Source organism: Stenotrophomonas sp. YJH_SMC_106-19 (assembly GCF_059368375.1).
In genome coordinates this window covers 15,616-35,467 of the sequence record NZ_JCAFRQ010000008.1, presented here as the reverse complement: position 1 = coordinate 35,467, position 19,852 = coordinate 15,616, and the positions used below count along the sequence as shown (strand labels likewise).

Annotated in this window: 17 protein-coding genes; 8 read left to right on the top strand and 9 right to left on the bottom strand. The window is 66.5% G+C overall.

Going from position 1 to position 19,852, the window contains the following annotated elements:
* Positions 1–32: 32 nt before the first annotated feature.
* The gene (locus tag AC5P5M_RS17730; protein WP_164151447.1) at positions 33–1,595 is read right to left on the bottom strand and encodes a DNA recombination protein RmuC; all 1,563 of its coding nucleotides are present in this window, start codon (positions 1,593–1,595) and stop codon (positions 33–35) included.
* 50 nt (positions 1,596–1,645) lie between these two features.
* Here AC5P5M_RS17730 and AC5P5M_RS17725 point away from each other — a divergent pair, with 50 nt between their 5' ends.
* A complete protein-coding gene (locus tag AC5P5M_RS17725) occupies positions 1,646–2,251 on the top strand; it encodes a glutathione S-transferase family protein (protein ID WP_164151449.1) in 606 nt (201 codons plus the stop codon).
* A gap of 72 nt (positions 2,252–2,323) precedes the next feature.
* On the opposite strand, the gene AC5P5M_RS17720 is transcribed toward AC5P5M_RS17725, so the two are convergent.
* On the bottom strand, positions 2,324–3,331 hold the full coding sequence (locus AC5P5M_RS17720; RefSeq protein WP_164151451.1) for a zinc-binding alcohol dehydrogenase family protein: 1,008 nt from the start codon (positions 3,329–3,331) through the stop codon (positions 2,324–2,326).
* A gap of 91 nt (positions 3,332–3,422) precedes the next feature.
* Between AC5P5M_RS17720 and AC5P5M_RS17715 the strand changes: the two genes are divergently transcribed.
* From AC5P5M_RS17715 to AC5P5M_RS17705, 3 genes are all read left to right on the top strand, one after another.
* Positions 3,423–4,394 carry a LysR family transcriptional regulator gene (locus AC5P5M_RS17715; RefSeq protein WP_495206210.1) on the top strand — a complete coding sequence of 324 codons (972 nt, stop codon included), beginning with the start codon at positions 3,423–3,425 and terminating at the stop codon, positions 4,392–4,394.
* A 15-nt stretch (positions 4,395–4,409) separates the two neighbouring features.
* A complete protein-coding gene (gene leuE, locus AC5P5M_RS17710; RefSeq protein ID WP_053517234.1) occupies positions 4,410–5,039 on the top strand; it encodes a leucine efflux protein LeuE in 630 nt (209 codons plus the stop codon).
* 173 nt (positions 5,040–5,212) lie between these two features.
* Positions 5,213–6,640 carry an amino acid permease gene (locus AC5P5M_RS17705; protein ID WP_053517233.1) on the top strand — a complete coding sequence of 476 codons (1,428 nt, stop codon included), beginning with the start codon at positions 5,213–5,215 and terminating at the stop codon, positions 6,638–6,640.
* 51 nt (positions 6,641–6,691) lie between these two features.
* On the opposite strand, the gene AC5P5M_RS17700 is transcribed toward AC5P5M_RS17705, so the two are convergent.
* Both AC5P5M_RS17700 and AC5P5M_RS17695 read right to left on the bottom strand, forming a co-directional pair.
* Positions 6,692–7,933: a dipeptidase gene (locus AC5P5M_RS17700; RefSeq protein ID WP_340044145.1), complete on the bottom strand. Its 1,242-nt coding sequence runs from the start codon at positions 7,931–7,933 to the stop codon at positions 6,692–6,694.
* Between the two features lie 128 nt (positions 7,934–8,061).
* Positions 8,062–9,231, bottom strand: a complete 1,170-nt coding sequence (locus AC5P5M_RS17695) for a class I SAM-dependent rRNA methyltransferase (RefSeq protein ID WP_283219174.1) — start codon at positions 9,229–9,231, stop codon at positions 8,062–8,064.
* A 350-nt stretch (positions 9,232–9,581) separates the two neighbouring features.
* On the opposite strand from AC5P5M_RS17695, the gene AC5P5M_RS17690 reads away from it, so the two are divergent.
* Together AC5P5M_RS17690 and AC5P5M_RS17685 are read left to right on the top strand one after the other, a co-directional pair.
* Positions 9,582–10,544 (top strand): TerC family protein, encoded by a 963-nt coding sequence (locus tag AC5P5M_RS17690; RefSeq protein WP_053517229.1) that lies wholly within the window; start codon positions 9,582–9,584, stop codon positions 10,542–10,544.
* Between the two features lie 103 nt (positions 10,545–10,647).
* The gene (locus AC5P5M_RS17685) at positions 10,648–11,418 is read left to right on the top strand and encodes a rhomboid family intramembrane serine protease (RefSeq protein ID WP_476342965.1); all 771 of its coding nucleotides are present in this window, start codon (positions 10,648–10,650) and stop codon (positions 11,416–11,418) included.
* Positions 11,419–11,504: 86 nt separating this feature from the next.
* On the opposite strand, the gene AC5P5M_RS17680 is transcribed toward AC5P5M_RS17685, so the two are convergent.
* The 5 genes from AC5P5M_RS17680 to rpmH all read right to left on the bottom strand — a co-directional run bounded on the left by AC5P5M_RS17680 (position 11,505) and on the right by rpmH (position 16,581).
* Positions 11,505–12,620: a glycerophosphodiester phosphodiesterase gene (locus tag AC5P5M_RS17680; protein ID WP_065182139.1), complete on the bottom strand. Its 1,116-nt coding sequence runs from the start codon at positions 12,618–12,620 to the stop codon at positions 11,505–11,507.
* Between the two features lie 143 nt (positions 12,621–12,763).
* Positions 12,764–14,113 carry a tRNA uridine-5-carboxymethylaminomethyl(34) synthesis GTPase MnmE gene (mnmE, locus tag AC5P5M_RS17675; RefSeq protein WP_495206209.1) on the bottom strand — a complete coding sequence of 450 codons (1,350 nt, stop codon included), beginning with the start codon at positions 14,111–14,113 and terminating at the stop codon, positions 12,764–12,766.
* A 112-nt stretch (positions 14,114–14,225) separates the two neighbouring features.
* A complete protein-coding gene (gene yidC / locus AC5P5M_RS17670; RefSeq protein WP_065174067.1) occupies positions 14,226–15,941 on the bottom strand; it encodes a membrane protein insertase YidC in 1,716 nt (571 codons plus the stop codon).
* Complete coding sequence (gene rnpA / locus AC5P5M_RS17665; RefSeq protein WP_080375251.1) at positions 15,941–16,435, bottom strand: ribonuclease P protein component; 495 nt, start codon at positions 16,433–16,435, stop codon at positions 15,941–15,943. The genes yidC and rnpA overlap by 1 nt, the downstream gene beginning before the upstream one ends.
* Before the next feature lie 5 nt (positions 16,436–16,440).
* Positions 16,441–16,581, bottom strand: a complete 141-nt coding sequence (rpmH, locus tag AC5P5M_RS17660) for a 50S ribosomal protein L34 (protein ID WP_005411729.1) — start codon at positions 16,579–16,581, stop codon at positions 16,441–16,443.
* A gap of 254 nt (positions 16,582–16,835) precedes the next feature.
* Here rpmH and dnaA point away from each other — a divergent pair, with 254 nt between their 5' ends.
* Positions 16,836–18,167, top strand: a complete 1,332-nt coding sequence (gene dnaA / locus AC5P5M_RS17655; RefSeq protein ID WP_053517222.1) for a chromosomal replication initiator protein DnaA — start codon at positions 16,836–16,838, stop codon at positions 18,165–18,167.
* Positions 18,168–18,442: 275 nt separating this feature from the next.
* A complete protein-coding gene (gene dnaN, locus AC5P5M_RS17650; protein WP_005411731.1) occupies positions 18,443–19,543 on the top strand; it encodes a DNA polymerase III subunit beta in 1,101 nt (366 codons plus the stop codon).
* Positions 19,544–19,852: the final 309 nt, after the last annotated feature.

Below are 19,852 nucleotides of genomic sequence, written 5' to 3'. Positions count from 1 at the left end.
CATCGCCCCCGTCGGCAGGGTGTCTGCGTCGCTCAGCGGGCGTCGGTCCCGCCTTCACTTCCGTCATCCTCGCCGCTGCCTTCCGCATCCCCTTCGCCCAGGTCGCCGAGCAGCGATTGCGCCTGCTCGGTGGCCAGCGATTCCACTCCGCGCAGCCTGCGCTCGATGGTGCGCGTCTTGCGGCTGGCGTCGCCGATGCTGCGGCCCACGGTGCTGATCTGCTTCTCGGCCTTCTCGAGGATGCCGGCGAACTTGCCGAATTCGCTCTTCACCGCCCCCAGCAGGCTCCACACCTCGCTGGACCGCTGTTCGATGGCCAGCGTGCGGAAACCCATCTGCAGGCTGTTGAGCAGAGCGGTGACCGTGGTCGGCCCGGCCACGACCACGCGGTGATCGCGCTGCAGGCCGTCGACCAGGCCCGGACGCCGGATCACTTCGGCATACAGGCCCTCGGTAGGCAGGAACATCACTGCGAAATCCGTGGTGTGCGGCGGCACGATGTACTTCTCGCAGATCGACTTGGCCTGCACCCGCACCGCGCGCTCAAGCTGGATGCCCTGCAGGCGCACGCCCTCGGCATCGCCCTGCTCCTGCGCATCGAGCAGGCGCTCATAGTCCTCACGCGGGAACTTGGAGTCGATCGGCAGCCATACCGGCGTGTCGTCGTTCCTGCGGCCCGGCAGGCGCACGGCGATGTCGACCATCTCGCCACTGTCTGGACGGACCTTGACGCCCCGCGCGTACTGCTCCTGGGTCAGGGTCTGCTCGAGAATGTTCTCCAGCTGCACTTCGCCCCAGCTGCCGCGGTTCTTGACGTTGGTCAGCACGCGCTTGAGGTCGCCGACGCCGGTGGCCAGCTGCTGCATCTCGCCCAGCCCGCGCTGCACCTGTTCCAGGCGTTCGGAGACCAGGGTGAACGACTGGCCCAGTCGTGTTTCCAGCGTCGACTGCAGCTTCTCATCGACGGTGTGGCGCATCTGCTCCAGCTTCTGGGCGTTGTCGTTCTGCAGCGCGCGCAGCTGTTCTTCCAGAGTGGCGCGCATCTCGGCGATGCGCTGTTCATTGCGCTGGGTCAGCTCCTGCAGCCGCAGGCCCAGGCTCTCGGTCAGACGCTGCTGGGACAGCGCCCCTTCCTCGCGGCCCTTGCGTGCATCGTCCACCAGGGTCTGGCGCAGCGCGCCGAGCTGGGCATCGGTGCGGCCGGTGAGTTCCTGCAGCTGCTGGCCGAAGGCATGGATGCGCGCCTCCTGCTGCTGGCCGAAGCTCTCCAGCTGGCCTCGCAGTTCCTGCAGCCGCTGCGCCAGCAGGGCGCCGCTGCGCTGCTGGCTGTCGGCGGCTTCGGCGCGTGCCTTGCGTGCATCCTCGCCCAGCGCCTCGCGCAGCAGGTCCAGGCGCTGGTCGGTGCGGGTCGACAGGTCGGTCAGCGCCCGGGCAAAGCCATCCAACTGTTCGCGCAGTTCACTGCGGCCCGTCCGTGCCTCCTCGCGTACGGCCTGCTCCAGCCGATCATGCGGTGGGCGGCGCAGCAGGGCGACCAGCTGCAGGATGAGTACGACCAACAGGAGGCCGGCGATGAGCAGGGATTCGGTTTGCATGGCACCAGTGTAGGCTGGGCCAGTCTCAACTGCTGCGTCCCGCCCCGGTCATGCTCGCGCTGTTCGGAAAGCCCACGTCGATCAACGTACGCAAGGTGCTGTGGCTGTGCGCCGAGCTCAGGCTGGCCATCGAGCACGACCCGGCACCGTCGGCACGGCAGCTGGCCGGGCTGAATCCGAACCTGCAGGTGCCGGTGCTGCGCGACGGCGGCTTCGTGCTGTGGGAATCGAACAGCATCTGCCGTTACCTGGCCTCCCGCGCCGGACGCGCTGACCTGCTGCCGGCAGATGCGCAGGCGCGTGCGAAGGTCGAGCAATGGATGGACTGGCAGGCGACCGACCTCAACAGCGCCTGGCGCCACGTGTTCATGGCGCGCGTGCGGCAGCATCCTGACTATCCCGACGACGGCCGCGCCGAGACCGGCCTGGCCCGCTGGAATGAGCTCATGGGTCTGCTGGATGCCCAGCTGGCCGGCACGGGAGCGTATGTCACCGGCGACGACTTCACCCTGGCTGACATCGCGCTGGGCCTGTCCACCCAGCGCTGGCGCAGCACCCCCGGCGCCAGGCCCGCGCTGCCCTGCCTTGACGCCTGGTTTGACCGCCTGCGGTCGCGACCCGGGTTCGCCGAACACGTCGACAACGGTGACCCCTGAGGCAGCGGCACGTACCGCGAGGCCTCCTGCAGGGCCGGGTCATGCTTTGCTCTGCAGGAGGCAGACAGGCCTCTACCAGCCCTCGAGAACGATCTTGCCCTTGGCGCGGTGACTCTCCAGCACGGCATGCGCGCGACGCAGGCTCGCCGCTTCAATGCGGCCGAAATGCTCGCCCAGCGTGGTCTGCAGCACGCCGGCATCGACCAGGTCCGCGACGCGGTTCAACAGCACGTGCTGCTGCTGCATGTCCGGCGTCCGGTACAGCGGGCGGGTGAACATCGATTCCCAATGCAGCGACAGCGCCTTGCGCTTGAGCGCCATCACATCCAGCTGGCCAGGATCGTCGATCAGCCCCAACTGGCCCTGTGGCGCCAGCACCTCCACGATCTGCGCGAAATGCTGGTCGGTGTGGGTCAGGCTGGCGACATGCTCCACCTGCGCGATGCCCAGCCGTGCCAGCCCTTCGGCCAGTGGCTGGCCGTGGTCGATCACATGGTGCGCGCCCATCGCGTACACCCAGTCCTGCGTCTCCGGGCGCGAGGCGGTGCCGATCACGGTCAAGCGGGTCAGGCGACGCGCAAGCTGCACCAGGATCGAGCCGACGCCACCGGCCGCGCCGATCACCAGCAGGGTCTGGCCCTCGCCTGCGCCCTCGGCGATGCGCAGGCGATCGAACAGCAGCTCCCAGGCCGTGATCGCCGTCAGCGGCAGGGCTGCGGCGGCCGCATCGTCGAGGCTGGCCGGCTTGCGGCCCACGCTGCGCTCGTCCACCAGCTGGTACTCGGCATTGCTGCCGGACCGGTCGATCACGCCTGCGTAGTACACCGCGTCGCCCGGCTGGAACAGGGTCACCTCACTGCCCACCGCATCGACGATGCCGACGGCATCCCAGCCGAGCACGCGCGGGCCATCGGTGGCCATGTTGCGGCGGACCTTGGTGTCGACCGGGTTCACCGCCACCGCGCGCACCGCCACCCGGAGGTCGCGCGGGCCCGGCTGCGGAAGCGGCAGGTCGATATCGATCAGGGCCTGTGCATCGTCGATCGGCAGGCCGGCATGGGAATAGGCAATGGCGCGCATGGCAGCGGTCCAGTGGGAAAGGAGGCCACAGCGTGCGCCGCGCACGGTCCGCCGGAAAGGCGCACAATCGGGCAGGACTTTCACTCCTGCGATGAAAATGATCCGCTTCGACGACCTGCAGCTGTTCGTCCGTACCGCCGCGCTGGGCAGCTTCTCGCAGGCCGCGCGCGAGGCCGACCTGCTGCCCGGACAGGTCGCCGCCGCCGTGGCCCGGCTCGAGCGCGAACTGGACCTGCGCCTGTTCGTGCGCACCACCCGCAGCCTGCGGCTGACCGCCGAAGGCGCGCTGTACCTGCCTTACGCGCAGGAGGTGCTGGCGACCCTGCGCGAAGGCCAGGCCCGGGTGCAGGGCGAGGATGCCGAGCTGCATGGCACGCTGCGGCTCTCTGCCCCGTCGGACTTCGGACGCAACCTGCTGCTGCCGTGGCTGACCCGGTTCCGTGCGATGCATCCGCGCTTGCGGCTGCATCTGCGCCTGTCCGACGAAGTGGCTGATGTATTCCGCGATCCGGTCGATGTGGCGATCCGCATCGGGCATTTCGATGATGCCAGCTATGTCGCCCTGCCCCTGCTGGAAGGCAACCGGCGCGTGCTGGCGGCGTCGCCCGGCTACCTGCAGCGGCGCGGCACGCCGCAGCGGCTGGATGATCTGCGCGATCACGACTGCCTGGCCTACCAGCTCGGTGGTCGCGCCTACGACCGCTGGGCCTTCGAGATCGACGGCCGTCGCGTGGTGATCCCGGTACAGGGCCCGCTGGTGTGCGACGACGCCGATGTGGTGCGGCGCTGGGCGGTGGCCGGTGAGGGCATCACCTACAAGTCCTGGCTGGACCTGCGCGAGGACGTGCTCGCCGGGCGCCTGCAGCTGCTGCTTGGCGGTGTGGGCAGCCACATCCCACTGCAGCTGGTCTGCCCGCACCGCAAGCAGTTCTCGCCCGCGGTGCGGCAGCTGCATGCGCAACTGCGCCAGCACCTGCAACCGCTGCTGTCGGGCATGCCCGAGGGCGGCGGCGGCCCCCTGTCGCAGCGCGCGGCACTGGCCGACAATACCGGCTCCCCGTAGCAAGAGAACATCGCCATGCCGTGGATGGGCATCCAGGACCTGTGGACGTTTCTGGTCGCCGTGCTGGTGTTCCTCGCCCTGCCCGGGCCTGGCACGTTCACCCTGTTGACCGCCACCGGCAGGGGCGGGGTGCGCGGTGGTTACACCGCACTGGCAGGCCTGCTGGTCGGCGACCAGATCCTGATGTGGCTGGCCCTGGCCGGCGTGGCGGCCCTGCTGAAGGCCAACCCGCTGGTTTTCCACGCCGTGCAGTACCTGGGCGCGGCCTATCTGGTGTGGGTGGGCATCAGCCTGCTGCGCACGCCCAGGCAGGAGGGCGGCGATGCCGGCCCGATCCGCATGCAGCCGGGCCGCTACTTCCAGCAGGCGATCCTGGTCAGCCTGCTCAATCCGAAGGCGATCCTGTTCTACATGGCCTTCCTGCCGCTGTTCATCGACCCCAGGGCGCACCAGGGCATCGCCACCTTCGTCGCGCTGGCGGGGATCATCTTCGTGGTCAGCATCGCCTACTGCTCGCTGCTGATCTGGGTCGGCAACCTGGCGCGGCGCCGGTTGATCCAGCATCCGCGCGTCAGCGACGCGCTGCGGCGCGTGGCCGGAGTGTTCCTGGTCGGCTTCGGCATCCGCCTGGGACTGAACGGCTGACCGGCACGGCGACGGGCGTCGGGCCCGTTCCGCAGCCTTTGTGCTGATTCCGGCAGTGTCGTCGCGGTCATGCGCGCGCTGCGCCAGGCATGACCCCCGTCAGTGGTAATGCTGCGCTGCGTTCGGTCACACTCGGAGACTTGTCGTTATCAGTCACCCCTTCCGAGGCCTGCATGTCCCTGCTCCGGCGCAAGTCCCTAGATTCCGTCACCGTCCATGAAGCCGGCAGGCGACTGGTCCCGACACTCAGCTGGCCGCACCTGATCGCGCTGGGCATCGGCGCCATCGTCGGTACCGGCATCTACACGCTGATCGGCGTCGGTGCCAATCTCGCCGGCCCGGCCGTCCTGATCTCCTTCGCCATCGCCGGTGCGGTCTGCGCCTGCGCGGCCCTGTCCTACGCCGAGCTGTCGACGATGATGCCGGCCGCCGGCAGTGCCTACACCTACAGCTACAGCGCGTTGGGCGAGGTGTTCGCCTGGGTGGTGGGCTGGAGCCTGATCCTGGAGTACTCGCTGGTGGTCAGCACGGTGGCCGTGGGCTGGTCGGGGTACTTCGTCGGCTTCCTGGAGTGGGTCCACACCCAGTTCGGCTGGGACGTGACCCTGCCGGCCGCGCTGGCCGCGGGTCCGCACGTGGAAGGCGGCATGATCAATCTGCCGGCGATCGTCATCACCTGGCTGGTGGCCCTGATGCTGATGGCCGGCACCAAGGAGAGCGCGACCCTCAACGCGATCCTGGTGGTGTTCAAGCTGATCGCGCTGGCCATCTTCGTGGCAGTGGCACTGCCGGCCTTCGACAGCAGCAACCTGCAGCCGTTCATGCCGTATGGCTTCGCCAAATCACTGGGTCCGGATGGTGTCGAGCGAGGCGTGATGGCGGCCGCCGCGATCATCTTCTTCGCCTTCTACGGTTTCGACGCGATCTCCACCGCTGCCGAGGAGACCAAGAACCCGGGCCGCGACCTGTCGATCGGCATCATCGGTTCGATGATCGGCTGCACCATCGTCTACGTGCTGGTGGCGCTGGCCGCCGTGGGTGCGATGAGCTACGCAGTGTTCGGCCACAGTGCTGAGCCACTGGCGCTGATCATGCGCCAGCTCGGCCACCCCACCGCGGCGATGGTGATCGGTGTCATCGCGATCATCGCCCTGCCGACCGTGCTGCTGGCCTTCCTGTACGGGCAGAGCCGCATCTTCTTCGTCATGAGCCGCGATGGCCTGCTGCCGCGTGGCCTGTCCAAGGTCAGCGCGCGCACCGGCACGCCGGTGGCCACCACGCTGTTCACCGCGCTGGTGGTGTCGGCGCTGGCCGGCGTGGCACGCCTGGACGAGATCGCGGCATTGGCCAACGCCGGCACCCTGGCGGCGTTCACCGCGGTAGGCATCTGCCTGGTCGTGCTGCGCGTGCGTGAACCGAACCGCGAGCGGACCTTCCGCACGCCGCTGGCCTTCATCGTCGGGCCACTGGCGGCGCTGGGCTGCATCTACCTGTTCATCAGCCTGCCGCACACCACGCAGCTGTACTTCCTGCTGTGGAATGTCGCGGGCCTGGTGCTGTACTTCCTGTACAGCCGTCGCCATGCGCTGATCGCGCGCTGATCCAGACCGCGCCGGGCACGGCCCGGCGCAGATCCGGCCCGGGTGGGGCGGTTACCCGCCCTGCCTGGCGGCGTAGTCCTGCGCCTGCCGCATCACCCGCAGCAGATTGCCGCCCCAGATGCCGGCGATCTGCTGTTCCGTGTATCCCTTGCGCAGCAGCCACGCGGTGATCTTCGGCAGCTGGCTGACATCGGGCAGGTCACTCAGGCCGCCGCCGCCGTCCCAGTCCAGGCCGATGCCCACGTGTTCGGGCCCGACCACCTGGAGGATGTGCTCGAAGTGGGCGAAGAAGTCCTCCAGGCTGGCGTGCCGGACGGGGTGTTCGTGGTCCAGTGCCTGTTCGGCCTTCAACAAGGCCACGCCCTGCTCGATGCCCATGCCTTCCCAGCCTCCCAGCTGCCGGCTGAGTGCTTCTTCGGCCTGTTTGCGCTCGGCCGTCTTGCCGGTGTCGATCAGATAGCCGCCATAGGCGTTGACCTGGATCACACCACCGGCCTTGGCCAGCTTCTTCAGCCGCGCGTCGTCGAGGTTGCGTGGATGGTCGTAGACCGCCTTGGCTGAACTGTGCGAGAGCACGAACGGCACCGGCATCATCGCCAGCAGATCGTCGAACACGGCATCGGAGGCATGCGACTGGTCGATGACGATGCCGAGCTTCACCGCCTCGCGCACCAGCGCCTTGCCGGCCGGGCTCAGGCCTTTCCACTCCGGTCCCTTCGGATCGGTCGCAGAATCAGCGAACTCGTTGTTGGCGAAATGCACCGTGCTCAGCAGGCGCAGGCCGGCACGGTGATAGAACGAAAGCAGGCTGGGGTCGGCCACCAGCGGGCTGGCGTTCTCCATGCTGATGTAGACCACGCGTTTGCCGGCGGCCTTGATCCGCGCCGCATCGTCAGCGGTCAGGGCCAGGGCGAACCGATCGCCGTTGGCCGCCACCATCTCGCGGATTTCCAGCAGGCGCTGCAGGCCGTGATCGCGCTCGGCCAGGTGGGCGGCGGCGCTGCGGTCGCCCTGGTCGGTGTAGATCGCCCAGAACCCGCCGTCCAGTGATCCCTCGACCATGCGCGGGTAGTCCACCTGTGACAGCGCATTGCGATCATGGCGCTGTTCGATATCGAAGCCGGTGCGGCCAAAGTTGGCCGGCGTATCCAGGTGGCTGTCGAGCGTCAGCAGGCGCTGCTGCAATGTCTTGGCACGCGCAAGCTCCTGCGCGCTGAACTCGATGGCATGGGCGTTCAGCGGCGCGCTCAGCGCCAGGGCAAGCAGCACGGACAGACGGCGCAACGACGGCATGGGGTTCCTACCGGCAATGGGAAGAACCCGACCATAGCGCTGCGGCCGGCCAATTTGTAGAGCCGAGCGCATGCTCGGCTGCCAGACAGATCAGCCGAGCGTGGGCTCGGCTCTACAGCGCCACGCGGTCAATCAACCACGCGGCAGAACACCGCCTTCAGGTAACGCGATTCCTGCACGTGGGCCATGAACGGATGATCCGCGCCGGCACCGGCAACCTTCAGGATCTGCAGGGTGCGGCCGGAGAAATAGGCCGCACGGCGCAGCATGTCCAGGAACTGGTCCTCGGCCACCAGGCCGGTGCAGGAGAAGGTGGCGAACAGGCCACCGGGCTTGACCACGCCCAGCGCCAGCTTGTTCATGTCCAAGTACTTCTTCAGCGCATTGATCACCTGGTCGCGGTCGCGGGTCATCTTGGCCGGATCCAGGATCACCACGTCGTACTGCTCACCGCGGTTGGCGGCATCGCGCAGCCACGGGAAGATGTCGGACTGGATGAACTTCGGGCGCACGTTGTTCAGGCGCGAATTGCCCTTGGCGATCTGGATGACGTCTTCATCGATGTCGATGCCGACCACGTCCGAGGCCCCGCGTGCCGCTGCATAGACCGCGAAGCCGCCGGTGTTGCAGCACAGGTCGAGTACGCTCTTGCCTTCCACCTGCTGGCTCAGCCATTGCCGGTTCTCGCGCTGGTCGGCGAAGAAGCCGGTCTTGTGCGCGCCGGCAGGATCGGCGCGGAACTTGATGCCGTACTCGGTGATCACCGACGCTTCGGTGGTGGTGTTGCCGTGGAAGTCGAAGCTTTCCTGCTTCTGCACGTGCTCGTCGGCGAAGCTGTGGAAGCGGCAGCCGGGGAACTGCTCGCGCAGCGCATCGTAGATCCATTCGCGGTGGCGGAACATGCCGGCAGCGAAGAACTCGACCACCACCAGGTCGCCGTAGCGGTCCACCACCAGGCCGGACAGACCATCACCTTCACTGTGCACGACACGCCAGGCGTCGGACACCGCGTCGAGCTTGAGCACCTCACGGCGCAGCGACACCGCCTGGGCGATCTTGCGCGAGAACCAGCCGGCATCAACCGCAACGGCCTGATGGGTTTCAAGAATGCGCACGGCGATGCGCGAGTGCCCGTTGTAGAACCCGCGCCCGATGAATTCCCCGTCCACCCCGACCACGTCGACGAGGGAACCGGGCTTGGGCCGGACGGTCGGCTTCTCGACCAGTTTCTGGAAGATCCACGGGTGGCTGGAGCGCCACGCGTTCTTGAGGCGGACAACGGGAAGGGGGGTATTCATCCACCTATTGTAAACCGGCCGCCGGGAGTCAGATCCCCGCAGGGGCTCTGACCCCTCTCTGGCGGGAACATGGGCTCGGGCCCCCTGCGGGGATCCGACCCCCGTGCCCGGGCATTTGACGGCGGACGCGGCAGGCCGCAGAATCGGCGCCAGAAGGGGAGTAGCTCCCAGACGTTGTCGCCGTCATTTCGAGCCCGCAGGCTCCGGTGCAACGGCAGTTCCAGCCGACTGGAACTGCGAGCGAGACCTTCGCCGTACTGGCGAAGCTCTGTCCCTGGATCCCCTCCCGATCCTCCGTTGCAGATCCTCGCCGTCCGGCCTGGCATTCATCTTTCCAACGGACATTCCCAATGCAGACGATCGGTAACATGTGGTTGTGGGGCGGCTTCGCAGCGGTGGTGGTCATCGCCCTGCTGGTCGACCTCGTGTTGATGCGCCATGGTGGCCCGCACAAGGTCACCTTCAAGGAGGCCCTGTGGTGGTCCATCGGCTGGGTCGCGCTGGCCCTGCTGTTCAACGCCGGCCTCTGGTACTACCTGAATGAGACGGCCGGCCAGGTCGTGGCCAACAAGGTCGGTCTCGAGTTCCTGACCGGCTACCTGGTCGAGAAGGCGCTGGCGGTGGACAACATCTTTGTCTTCCTGATGATCATGAGCTACTTCGCGGTGCCGGAGGAACAGCGCCAGAAGGTGCTGATCATCGGCATCCTGGGCGCGATCGTGCTGCGTACGATCATGATCTTCGCCGGCAGCGTGCTGATCAGCCAGTTCCATTGGCTGCTCTACGTGTTCGGCGCCTTCCTGCTGTTCACCGGCTGGAAGATGTGGTTTGCCGCCGGACAGGAGCCGGACCTGGAGAGCAACCCGGCCCTGCGCTGGATGCGCAAGCACCTTCGCCTGCTGCCGGAGTACGCCGGCAACGCCCTGAGCGTGAAGCGCGACGGCGTGCGCTGGTTCACCCCGTTGTTCGCGGTGCTGATCCTGATCGCCGTCACCGACGTGATCTTTGCGGTGGACAGCATCCCGGCGATCTTCGCGATCACCACCGATCCGTTCATCGTGCTGACCTCCAACGTGTTCGCGGTACTGGGCCTGCGTGCGATGTTCTTCCTGCTGGCCGGCATGGCCGACCGCTTCCACCTGCTGCCGTACGGCCTGGCACTGGTGCTGGGTTTCATCGGCATCAAGATGATGATCATCGACCTGTTCAAGATCCCGACCCCGGTCTCGCTGGGCGTGGTCGCGCTGATCATTGCCGCCACCGTCGTGCTGAGCCTGAAGTACCCGCCCAAGGAAGGCGAAGGCCAGGCCTGATCGCGGCTGGCAGACATGGCCAGCGGGATTGTCCCGCTGGCCGCTTCCACTCTCCCGCAGCGGTGGCCTTGGTTTCGCGCCAGCCACCGCCATTGCTTGAGGTATGAACAGCAACGCGCCCCTGCCCGCCGGCGACGTGCCGGCCCCCCGCAACGACCGCCTCCGCATCCTGCGGGCGTTCAATGTCAGCCTGGCCGCCGTGCTGGTGCTGGTGGTCGTGTTCGCCCTGCAGGGCACGTTCGACTGGCGCCCCTGGGCGGTAGCGCCGCTGGAAGCCAAGGGCCTGCTCGGCCTGCTCGGCGGCCCGCTGCTGCATGCCTCGGTCGAGCACATCGCCGCCAACAGCATCGCGATCCTGATCCTCGGCACCCTGGCCGGAAGCGTCTATCCCAAGGCCACCGTCCGCGCCCTGCCCCTGCTCTGGCTGGGATCGGGTGTGGGCGCATGGATGCTGGGCAATCCCGGCAGCATCCATCTGGGTGCCAGCGGCGTGACCCACGGCCTGATGTTCCTGCTCGCCGGCCTCGGCCTGCTGCGCCGCGACCGCGCCGCCATCGCCACCGGCCTGATCGGCATGCTGTTCTACGGTGGCATGCTGATGACCATCCTGCCGCATGCCGACGGCGTGTCCTGGCAATCGCACATGGGCGGCGCCTTCGCCGGCATCATCGCAGCGCTGCTGTTCCGTACCGCTGACCCGCTGCCACCGCGTCCGCGCTACAGCTGGGAGGACGAGGAAGACAACGCAGAACCGCTGGCCGACGATGAACTGGAGCCGCCGTCGCCACACCGTGTGCCGGTCCTGTGGCAGCCGCGCGAAGGGCAGGATTACGTGGTCATCCCGTTCCGGCGGCCGGACGAACCGCGCGGCTGAGGTGGGATGGGTCCCGGGCATGGCCCGGCGCTACGGTTCACCGGCATCCCGGGTAGCGCCGGGCCATGCCCGGCGGCGTTGACGTGTCAGTTCGCCGCGTTGCCCGCCGCGCCAGTGCCATCCACCGCCTGCCGGCCCAGCGCCGGGTCATCGGTGAAGAACGCATCGATGCCGGTGGCCAGATAGGCGCGCATCTCGGCGATCGACCCTTCGGCGTTGCGCGCGTTGTCCGCTCCCCTGCGCAGGTTGCTGGGCTGGAACTGATTCTCCGGGCGGAAGGTATACGGGATCACCATCAGGCCGGCCGCGTGCGCATCGCGCACCAGCGCGGTCGGCGTTCCCAGCGCACCGTTGGCGTCCAGCGGAATGATCGAGCGCAGTTCAGGACCGATGCCATCGGCATAGGCCGCGATGTCCTTCAGGCCCGCTGGAGTCATCATCTGTGCATAGGTCAGCGTGCCCCCGGCCTTGGCGACGTCGGCCGGCTGGGTATCGCCCTTCCACAGCAGCTGCAGCAGGCGGATGTTGCTGTCCTGCGGGATCTTGCTGCGCAGGTAACGCAGGTTGGCGGTTTCGAAGGACTGGATGGTGACCGGGCCGACGTTGGTGTAGGCATTGCCACGCAGCGCGGCCAGCAGTTTGTCTTCCATCGGCAGACCGATGGACTGGAAGTAGGTCGGATGCTTGATCTCCGGCACCAGCCCGATGCCGCGATTGGCGCGGCCGGCCTGCTGGACCAGGAACGCGAGGATTTCATCGAGACTGGCGATGCGGAACTGGCCGTCGTAGGCCGTGCTGCGCAGGTCGGGCAGGCGTTCGCGCGCGTACAGCGTCTTCAGCTCGGCCAGGGTGAAGTCTTCGGTGAACCATCCGTCCACCGTCTGCCCGTCGATGACCTTGCGGGTGCGGCGGCTGGCGAATTCGGGATGCGAGGCGACATCGGTGGTGCCCCCGATCTCGTTCTCATGGCGGGCCACCATCACCCCGTCCCTGGTCATCACCAGGTCCGGTTCGATGTAGTCGGCTCCGTCGGCGATGGCCTGTGCATACGCAGCCAGGGTGTGTTCCGGCAGCAGCGCGCTGGCGCCGCGATGACCATAGACCGACGCCCTGGCCGCAGCCGGGAGAGAGGATTCAGCACTCATGGCCACCGATGGTGCCACGGCCAGCGACAACAGCAACGCACAACCCCACGACTTCACTGCAACGTCCCCCAACGGTAGGTGATGGGCGGCAGTATGCGGCGGCAATGTGACAGGTGGGGGACCTGGGGTCGGATCCCCGCAGCGGCTGTCACCCCATGTGGCAAACGGGGTCAGAGCCCCTGCGGGAATCTGACCCCGGCTTACTTGCCGATGCAGAAGCTGGAGAAGATCCGTCCCAGCAGGTCATCGGCGCTCATCTGCCCGGTGATCTCGCCCAGCGCGTCATGTGCGAGCCGCAGCTCTTCGGCTGCCAGTTCCAGGTGTTCGTGGGCCAGCTCGTCATCAGCGCGACGGGCATGTTCCTGCGCACGCTCGATTGCATCCACGTGGCGGGTGCGCGCGGAGAACTCGCCGTCCACCTGTTCGCCCGCGCCTGCCGACGCGATCGCGCGCAGGCGCGCGTGGAGGTCGCCGAGTCCTGCACCGGTGGCGGCCGAAACGAACACACGGTCCGGATCGTCCACGGTTGGGCCGGCCTGCAGCAGATCCGACTTGTTGTGGATGTAGACCTTGTGCGGCACAGCCCGCACCGCTTCGCCGATGGCCGCCTCGCCCGCCGCCGGATCGCGCGCATCCAGCACGATCAGCGCCAGGTCGGTGCGTTCGATCTCCACGCGCGCGCGGCGCATGCCTTCGCGTTCGATGGCGTCGCCACCGTCGCGCAGGCCGGCGGTATCGACCAGGGTCAGCTCCAGTCCATCCAGGCGGATGGTCTCGCGCAGCGTGTCGCGCGTGGTGCCGGCGATGTCGGTGACGATGGCGCGTTCGCTGCCGGCAAGCGCATTGAGCAATGAACTTTTGCCGGCGTTGGGCGGGCCGATCAGCACCGCGTGCAGGCCATCGCGCAGGCGACGGCCACGCTCGGCATCGCGGCGCAGCAGGGCCAGGTCGCTGCGTGCCAGTTCCAGCCCGCGGCGCACCTGCGCGCCGCCCAGCGTATCCAGCGGCTCATCTACAAAATCGATGGCCGCTTCCACATGCACGCGCAGCAGCACCAGCTGCTCGACCACGGCGTCGATGCGGCGCGAGAACACCCCGTCCAGCGAGCGACGGGCAGCACGCGCGGCGCGGTTGTCGCCCGCAGCGATCAGATCGGCGATGGCCTCGGCCTGAGCCAGATCGAGCTTGCCGTTGAGGAAGGCGCGCTCGCTGAACTCACCGGGCCGCGCCTGCCGCGCGCCGAGCGCGATGCAGCGTGCAACCAGTTGCTGCAGCAACACCGGGCTGCCATGGCCCTGCAATTCCACCACTTCTTCGCCGGTGAAGCTGTTCGGTGCCGGGAACCACAGCACGATGCCATCGTCGATCACCTCGCCGTCGGCGTCGCGTAGACGTGCGTAATGCGCGTGACGTGGGCGCAGGCCGGTTGCGCCCAGTGCGTTGGCGATGGCGGCGGCGCGCGGGCCGGACAGGCGCAGGATGCCGACGCCACCTGCACCTGACGCGCTGGCGATGGCGACAATGGTGTCGGTGCGGGCTGCCTCATTCATCGCTTGGAACGTCTCCGGTTGCGCACGCGCGGAATTCTACCGCCTCATGCGAAAAGCCCGCCTTACGGCGGGCTTCTGCTGCGGTCAGCCGGCCAGCGGCCGACTCTACCGATTACTTTTTCTTGACCGGAGCCGATGCGGCGGTGGCCGGGACCGGGTCGCCGCCATGGCGCTTGGTCATCCACCACTGCTGCAGCAGGCCCAGGCCGCCGTTGACCACCCAGTACAGGACCAGGCCGGACGGCATGAAGGCCATCATGACGCCGAACACCAGCGGCATGAACTGCATCATCTTCTGCTGCATCGGGTCCATGCCCGGCGCAGGCGTGAGCTTCTGGGTGAACCACATCACCGCCACGTTGATCACCGGCAGGATGAAGTACGGGTCACGCGCGGTCAGGTCCTGGATCCAGCCCAGCCACGGCGCCTGGCGCAGTTCGACCGACTCCACCAGCACCCAGTACAGGGCGAAGAAGATCGGCATCTGGATGAGGATCGGCAGGCAGCCGCCCATCGGATTGATCTTCTCCTTCTTGTACAGCTCCATCATCGCGGTCTGGAACTTCTGGCGGTCATCGCCATAGCGTTCCTTCAGCTGCTGGATGCGCGGCTGGAAGCGGCGCATCTTGGCGCCACTCTTGTATTGCACGGCCGACAGCGGGTACAGCACCAGCTTCAGCAGCACCACCAGGCCGACGATCGCCCAGCCCCAGTTGCCGACCAGCTTGTGCACTTGGTTGAGCACCCAGAACAGGCCCTGGCCGATCACCGCCATCATCGAGAAACGGCTGTAGTCGACCACGCGGTCCAGGCCCGGCACGTCTTCCTTGGCGATCAGGTTGACCAGCTTGGGGCCGACCCACAGGCGCGCTTCGGTGCTGGTGGACTGGCCCGGGGCCAGGGTAAAGGCCGGTCCGCGCGCTTCGATCAGGTCACGACCGTCCACCTGCGACAGCACGTAGTGGGCGACCTGGTCCTTCTGCGGGATCCACGCGGTGAAGAAGTGGTGCTGCAGCATCGCCAGCCAGCCGCCGGTGATGTTCTGGTTCAGGGCACCGTCCTCCAGGTAATCCTTGAACGCACGACGCTGGTACTTTTTGTCGTTGTCGTACCAGGTGGCACCGTTGAAGCTGAAGGAATCCGGGTTGGTCATGCTCCGCGACAGGATGGTCGGGGTGCGATCCAGGGTGCGGTAGACGTAGCCGTTCCACGTGGTGGCGCCGGCATTGCTGACTTCATCCTTGAAGCGCACGGCGTACTCGTTGCGCGAGACGGTGAGGGTGCGCTTGATGGTCACGCCGTTGTCGGCGGTCCACACGAACGGGATCTGCAGTTCGTTCTGGCCCTTGGCCAGCACGAAGTCGCGGGTGTCACCGACCAGCTTGAAGCCGTCGGCGCCGGGCACCGGGGCGTTCTTGTCCTGGCTGGCCCAGCCGCTGATCGCGCTGTACGGATGCGCGGGATCTTCGGTCAGCAGGCGGACCGGCGGGCTGCCTTCATCCTTGGTCTGCGGGAACTGCAGCAGCTCGGCGTCGAGCACGCGGCCCCCGTCCAGTACCAGGCGCAGGACGTCGGTGGTGACGGTCACGCGCTGGGCGGCCGGGGTCGCGCTGGCCTGGGCCTGCGTGGGCGCCTGGCCCGGGGCCGCCGGCACCTGGGCGCTGGGAACGCTGCCTGCGGCGGCGCCCGGCACGGTCTGCGCCGCGGCCGGGGCAGAACGGGTCGTCGGAGCAGGGGTCGGAGCGGCCTGCTCGCGGCTCCACTCCATCCACAGCAGCACGGCCACCATCAGCCAGGCAAAAATAAGAAATACGCGGGTCTGGTTCATCAGCGGACAGGCTCGGCGGGGCCGGAACGCGGTGCCGGCTCGGTCAAAGAGGGAGTTGCGATGCCATCAGGCGGCGGCATTGTGCCGTCCACGCCCGGCGCGGGCAATGCACGCAGGCGGCGCAGCAGGCGCAGGAAGGCCTGGCGGATGTCGTCGTTGCTGGCATGACGCGCAGCACTACGGGCCACGACGACAAAGTCGCCTGGCTGGATATCGGTTCGTGTCTGACGCAGGATGTCGCGCAGGACGCGCTTGATCCGGTTGCGCCCGACGGCGTTCGGATCGACCTTGCGGGAAACCGCCAGACCCAGCCTGGCCGGCCGGTCAGCCGGCAGCCAGTGCAGGGTCATCAGCGGATCGGACACACGGCGGGCGCCGTTGAAGACCGTTGAGTATTCGGCACGCGTGCGAACCCGCGCAGAGCGAGGGAATCGCTTGCGCGGGTCTGCAGTATTCACTGTCGAAGGGATTGCGTCTGCCGCGATGTGCGGCATGGCAATCAGGCGCTCAGGACTTTGCGGCCCTTGGCGCGGCGACGCGACAGGATCTTGCGGCCGTCAGCGGTCTTCATACGGGCACGGAAGCCGTGGTCGCGCTTACGCTTGAGGTTGCTGGGCTGGTAGGTGCGCTTGGTGGCCATTGGGGCCTCTCGTATGAATGGGACGGAAAGAACCGGAAATTCTAGAGAGGTACCCCACCCCGCGTCAAGCCCTGGGGACTACGCGAATTCACCGGCCTGTGCAATAGCTGTGGATGTTTTTGTGAATAAGTAGGGGACAAGCATTCCGAAGGCGGGCGCTCGGTGGTAGTCTGAGCCATCCATTTCCCCCCTTTCCGGCCTGTGTTTGGGCGCCTTGTCGCGCCCCCACCCCGGCCATCGGACGATTATTGCTGATGGATGCCTGGTCCCGTAGTCTCGAACGCCTCGAAGCGGAGTTCCCGCCTGAAGACGTTCACACCTGGTTGAAGCCGCTGCAGGCCGATCTGCGCGTGGACAGCCTGGTGCTGTATGCACCGAATGCCTTCATCGTCGACCAGGTGCGCGAGCTGTACCTGGCGCGCATCCGCGAGCTGCTGGCGCATTTCGCCGGTTTCAGCGACGTTTTTCTTGAAATCGGCTCCCGTCCGCGCCCCGTGGAGGCGCAGACCGCGCCGGTTTCCACGCATTCGGCGCACGCAGCCAGCGAACCCCAGGTGCCGTTCGCCGGCAATCTGGACAGCCATTACACCTTCGCCAACTTCGTCGAAGGCCGCAGCAACCAGCTCGGCCTCGCCGCTGCGTTCCAGGCAGCGCAGAAACCGGGCGATCGCGCACACAATCCGCTGCTGCTGTACGGAGGCACCGGACTGGGCAAGACCCACCTGATGTTCGCCGCCGGCAACGCCATGCGCCAGGCCAATCCGGGTGCGAAGGTGCTGTACCTGCGCTCGGAACAGTTCTTCAGCGCGATGATCCGGGCCTTGCAGGAAAAGACCATGGATCAGTTCAAGCGCCAGTTCCAGCAGGTCGACGCGCTGCTGATCGACGACATCCAGTTCTTCGCCGGCAAGGATCGCACCCAGGAAGAGTTCTTCCACACCTTCAACGCCCTGTTCGACGGCAAGCAGCAGATCATCCTGACCTGTGACCGGTACCCGCGTGAGGTCGAAGGGCTGGAAGCACGCCTCAAGTCGCGGCTTGCCTGGGGACTGTCGGTCGCAATCGAACCGCCTGACTTCGAGACCCGTGCGGCGATCGTGCTGGCCAAGGCGCGCGAACGCGGTGCGGAGATTCCCGATGATGTTGCGTTCCTGATCGCCAAGAAGATGCGCTCCAATGTGCGCGACCTCGAGGGCGCGCTGAATACCCTGACCGCCCGCGCCAACTTCACCGGCCGTGCGATCACCACCGAGTTCGCGCAGGAAACCCTGCGTGACCTGCTGCGCGCCCAGCAGCAGGCGATCAGCATTCCCAACATCCAGAAAACCGTTGCCGACTACTACGGACTGCAGATCAAGGATCTGCTGTCCAAGCGCCGCACCCGATCGCTGGCTCGTCCGCGCCAGGTCGCCATGGCCCTGACCAAGGAGTTGACCGAGCACAGCCTGCCCGAGATCGGCGACGCATTCGCCGGTCGCGATCACACCACGGTGCTGCATGCCTGCCGTCAGATCCGGACGTTGATGGAAACCGACGGCAAGCTCCGTGAGGACTGGGACAAGCTGATCCGGAAGCTGAGCGAATGATGCACGGACGCCGATGAGGCGTCATCGCACAAAACGGTGCAGAATCCGGTAGCAAGCGCGGGATGAGTTGTGGATAAAAAAGGCGCCTGACAACGCGCGGAATTTATCCACAGCTTTCCCCACCCTCTGGGGGGCGGTAATACAGAGGGTTTCGAGGCCAGAAATCCTTTTTATTACAAAGACTTAACGTTGTTTTCCAGCGATTCTGTCTCTACCAGCACCACCAAGCTTTTGATTTATTCCACATTTTTTAAAGCATAGGGGCACGGAACCACATGCGTTTCACACTGCAGCGCGAAGCCTTTCTCAAGCCGTTGGCACAGGTCGTCAACGTGGTCGAACGCCGCCAGACCCTTCCGGTTCTGGCCAATTTCCTGGTCCAGGTGCAGAACGGCCAGCTTTCGCTGACCGGTACCGACCTGGAAGTGGAGATGGTGTCGCGGATCGCGGTTGAAGATGCCCAGGACGGCGAAACCACCATTCCGGCGCGCAAGCTGTTCGAGATTATCCGCGCCCTGCCCGATGGCAGCCGGATCACCGTCTCGCAGACCGGTGACAAGATCACCGTGCAGGCGGGTCGCAGCCGCTTCACCCTGGCAACGCTGCCGTCCAACGACTTCCCGTCGGTAGACGAGGTGGAAGCCACCGAGCGCGTGGCGATCGGCGAAGCGACCTTGAAGGAGCTGATTGAACGCACTGCGTTCGCGATGGCCCAGCAGGACGTGCGCTACTACCTCAACGGCCTGCTGTTCGACCTGCGTGGCGATGCGCTGCGTACGGTGGCCACCGACGGACACCGCCTCGCCCTGTGTGAAACGGATCTGGCCAAGCCCAGCGGCTCCAAGCGACAGATCATCGTGCCGCGCAAGGGCGTGACCGAGCTGCAGCGCCTTCTGGAGAGCGGCGACCGGGAGATCGAGCTGGAGGTAGGCCGTAGCCACGTGCGCGTTAAGCGGGACGATGTCACGTTCACCTCGAAGCTGATTGATGGTCGTTTCCCGGACTATGAAGCCGTGATTCCGATTGGTGCCGACCGCGAGGTGAAGGTCGACCGTGAGGCACTGCGTGCCTCGCTGCAGCGTGCGGCCATCCTGTCCAACGAGAAGTACCGCGGAATCCGCGTGGAAGTTTCGCCGGGCAACCTGAAGATCAGCGCGCATAACCCGGAACAGGAAGAAGCGCAGGAAGAGATCGAAGCCGATACCACCGTCAGCGATCTGGCCATCGGCTTCAATGTGAATTACCTGCTGGACGCCCTGTCCGCATTGCGCGACGAAGAGGTCATCATCCAGCTGCGCGACTCCAATTCGTCGGCGCTGGTGCGCGAGTCCAGCAGCGAGAAGTCCCGCCATGTGGTGATGCCGCTGCGTCTCTGACGGTTGCGCTGTTCCACGTGGAACCAGAAGACGCCCGGAACGTTCCGGGCGGTTTTTTTTGGGGGGGTTCCACGTGGAGCATCCCGTTTCTCCATCGTGCTGCAAGGGGCCAGTCCCCGGTGTGGCAGATCCCTATAGCTGTTCTGCCTGCCCGGATCCGCGTAGTTGCTCCTGTTGCTGACGCGACTATCCACAGACGTCGTTGCAGGCGCTGTCTGCCCTTCCTAGCTTCTAAATCTGGGTATAAATCTAAAGCCTGGTGGTGATGGTAGAGCCAGATTTCGTGGAAAACAGGGTCATCTCGTTGAT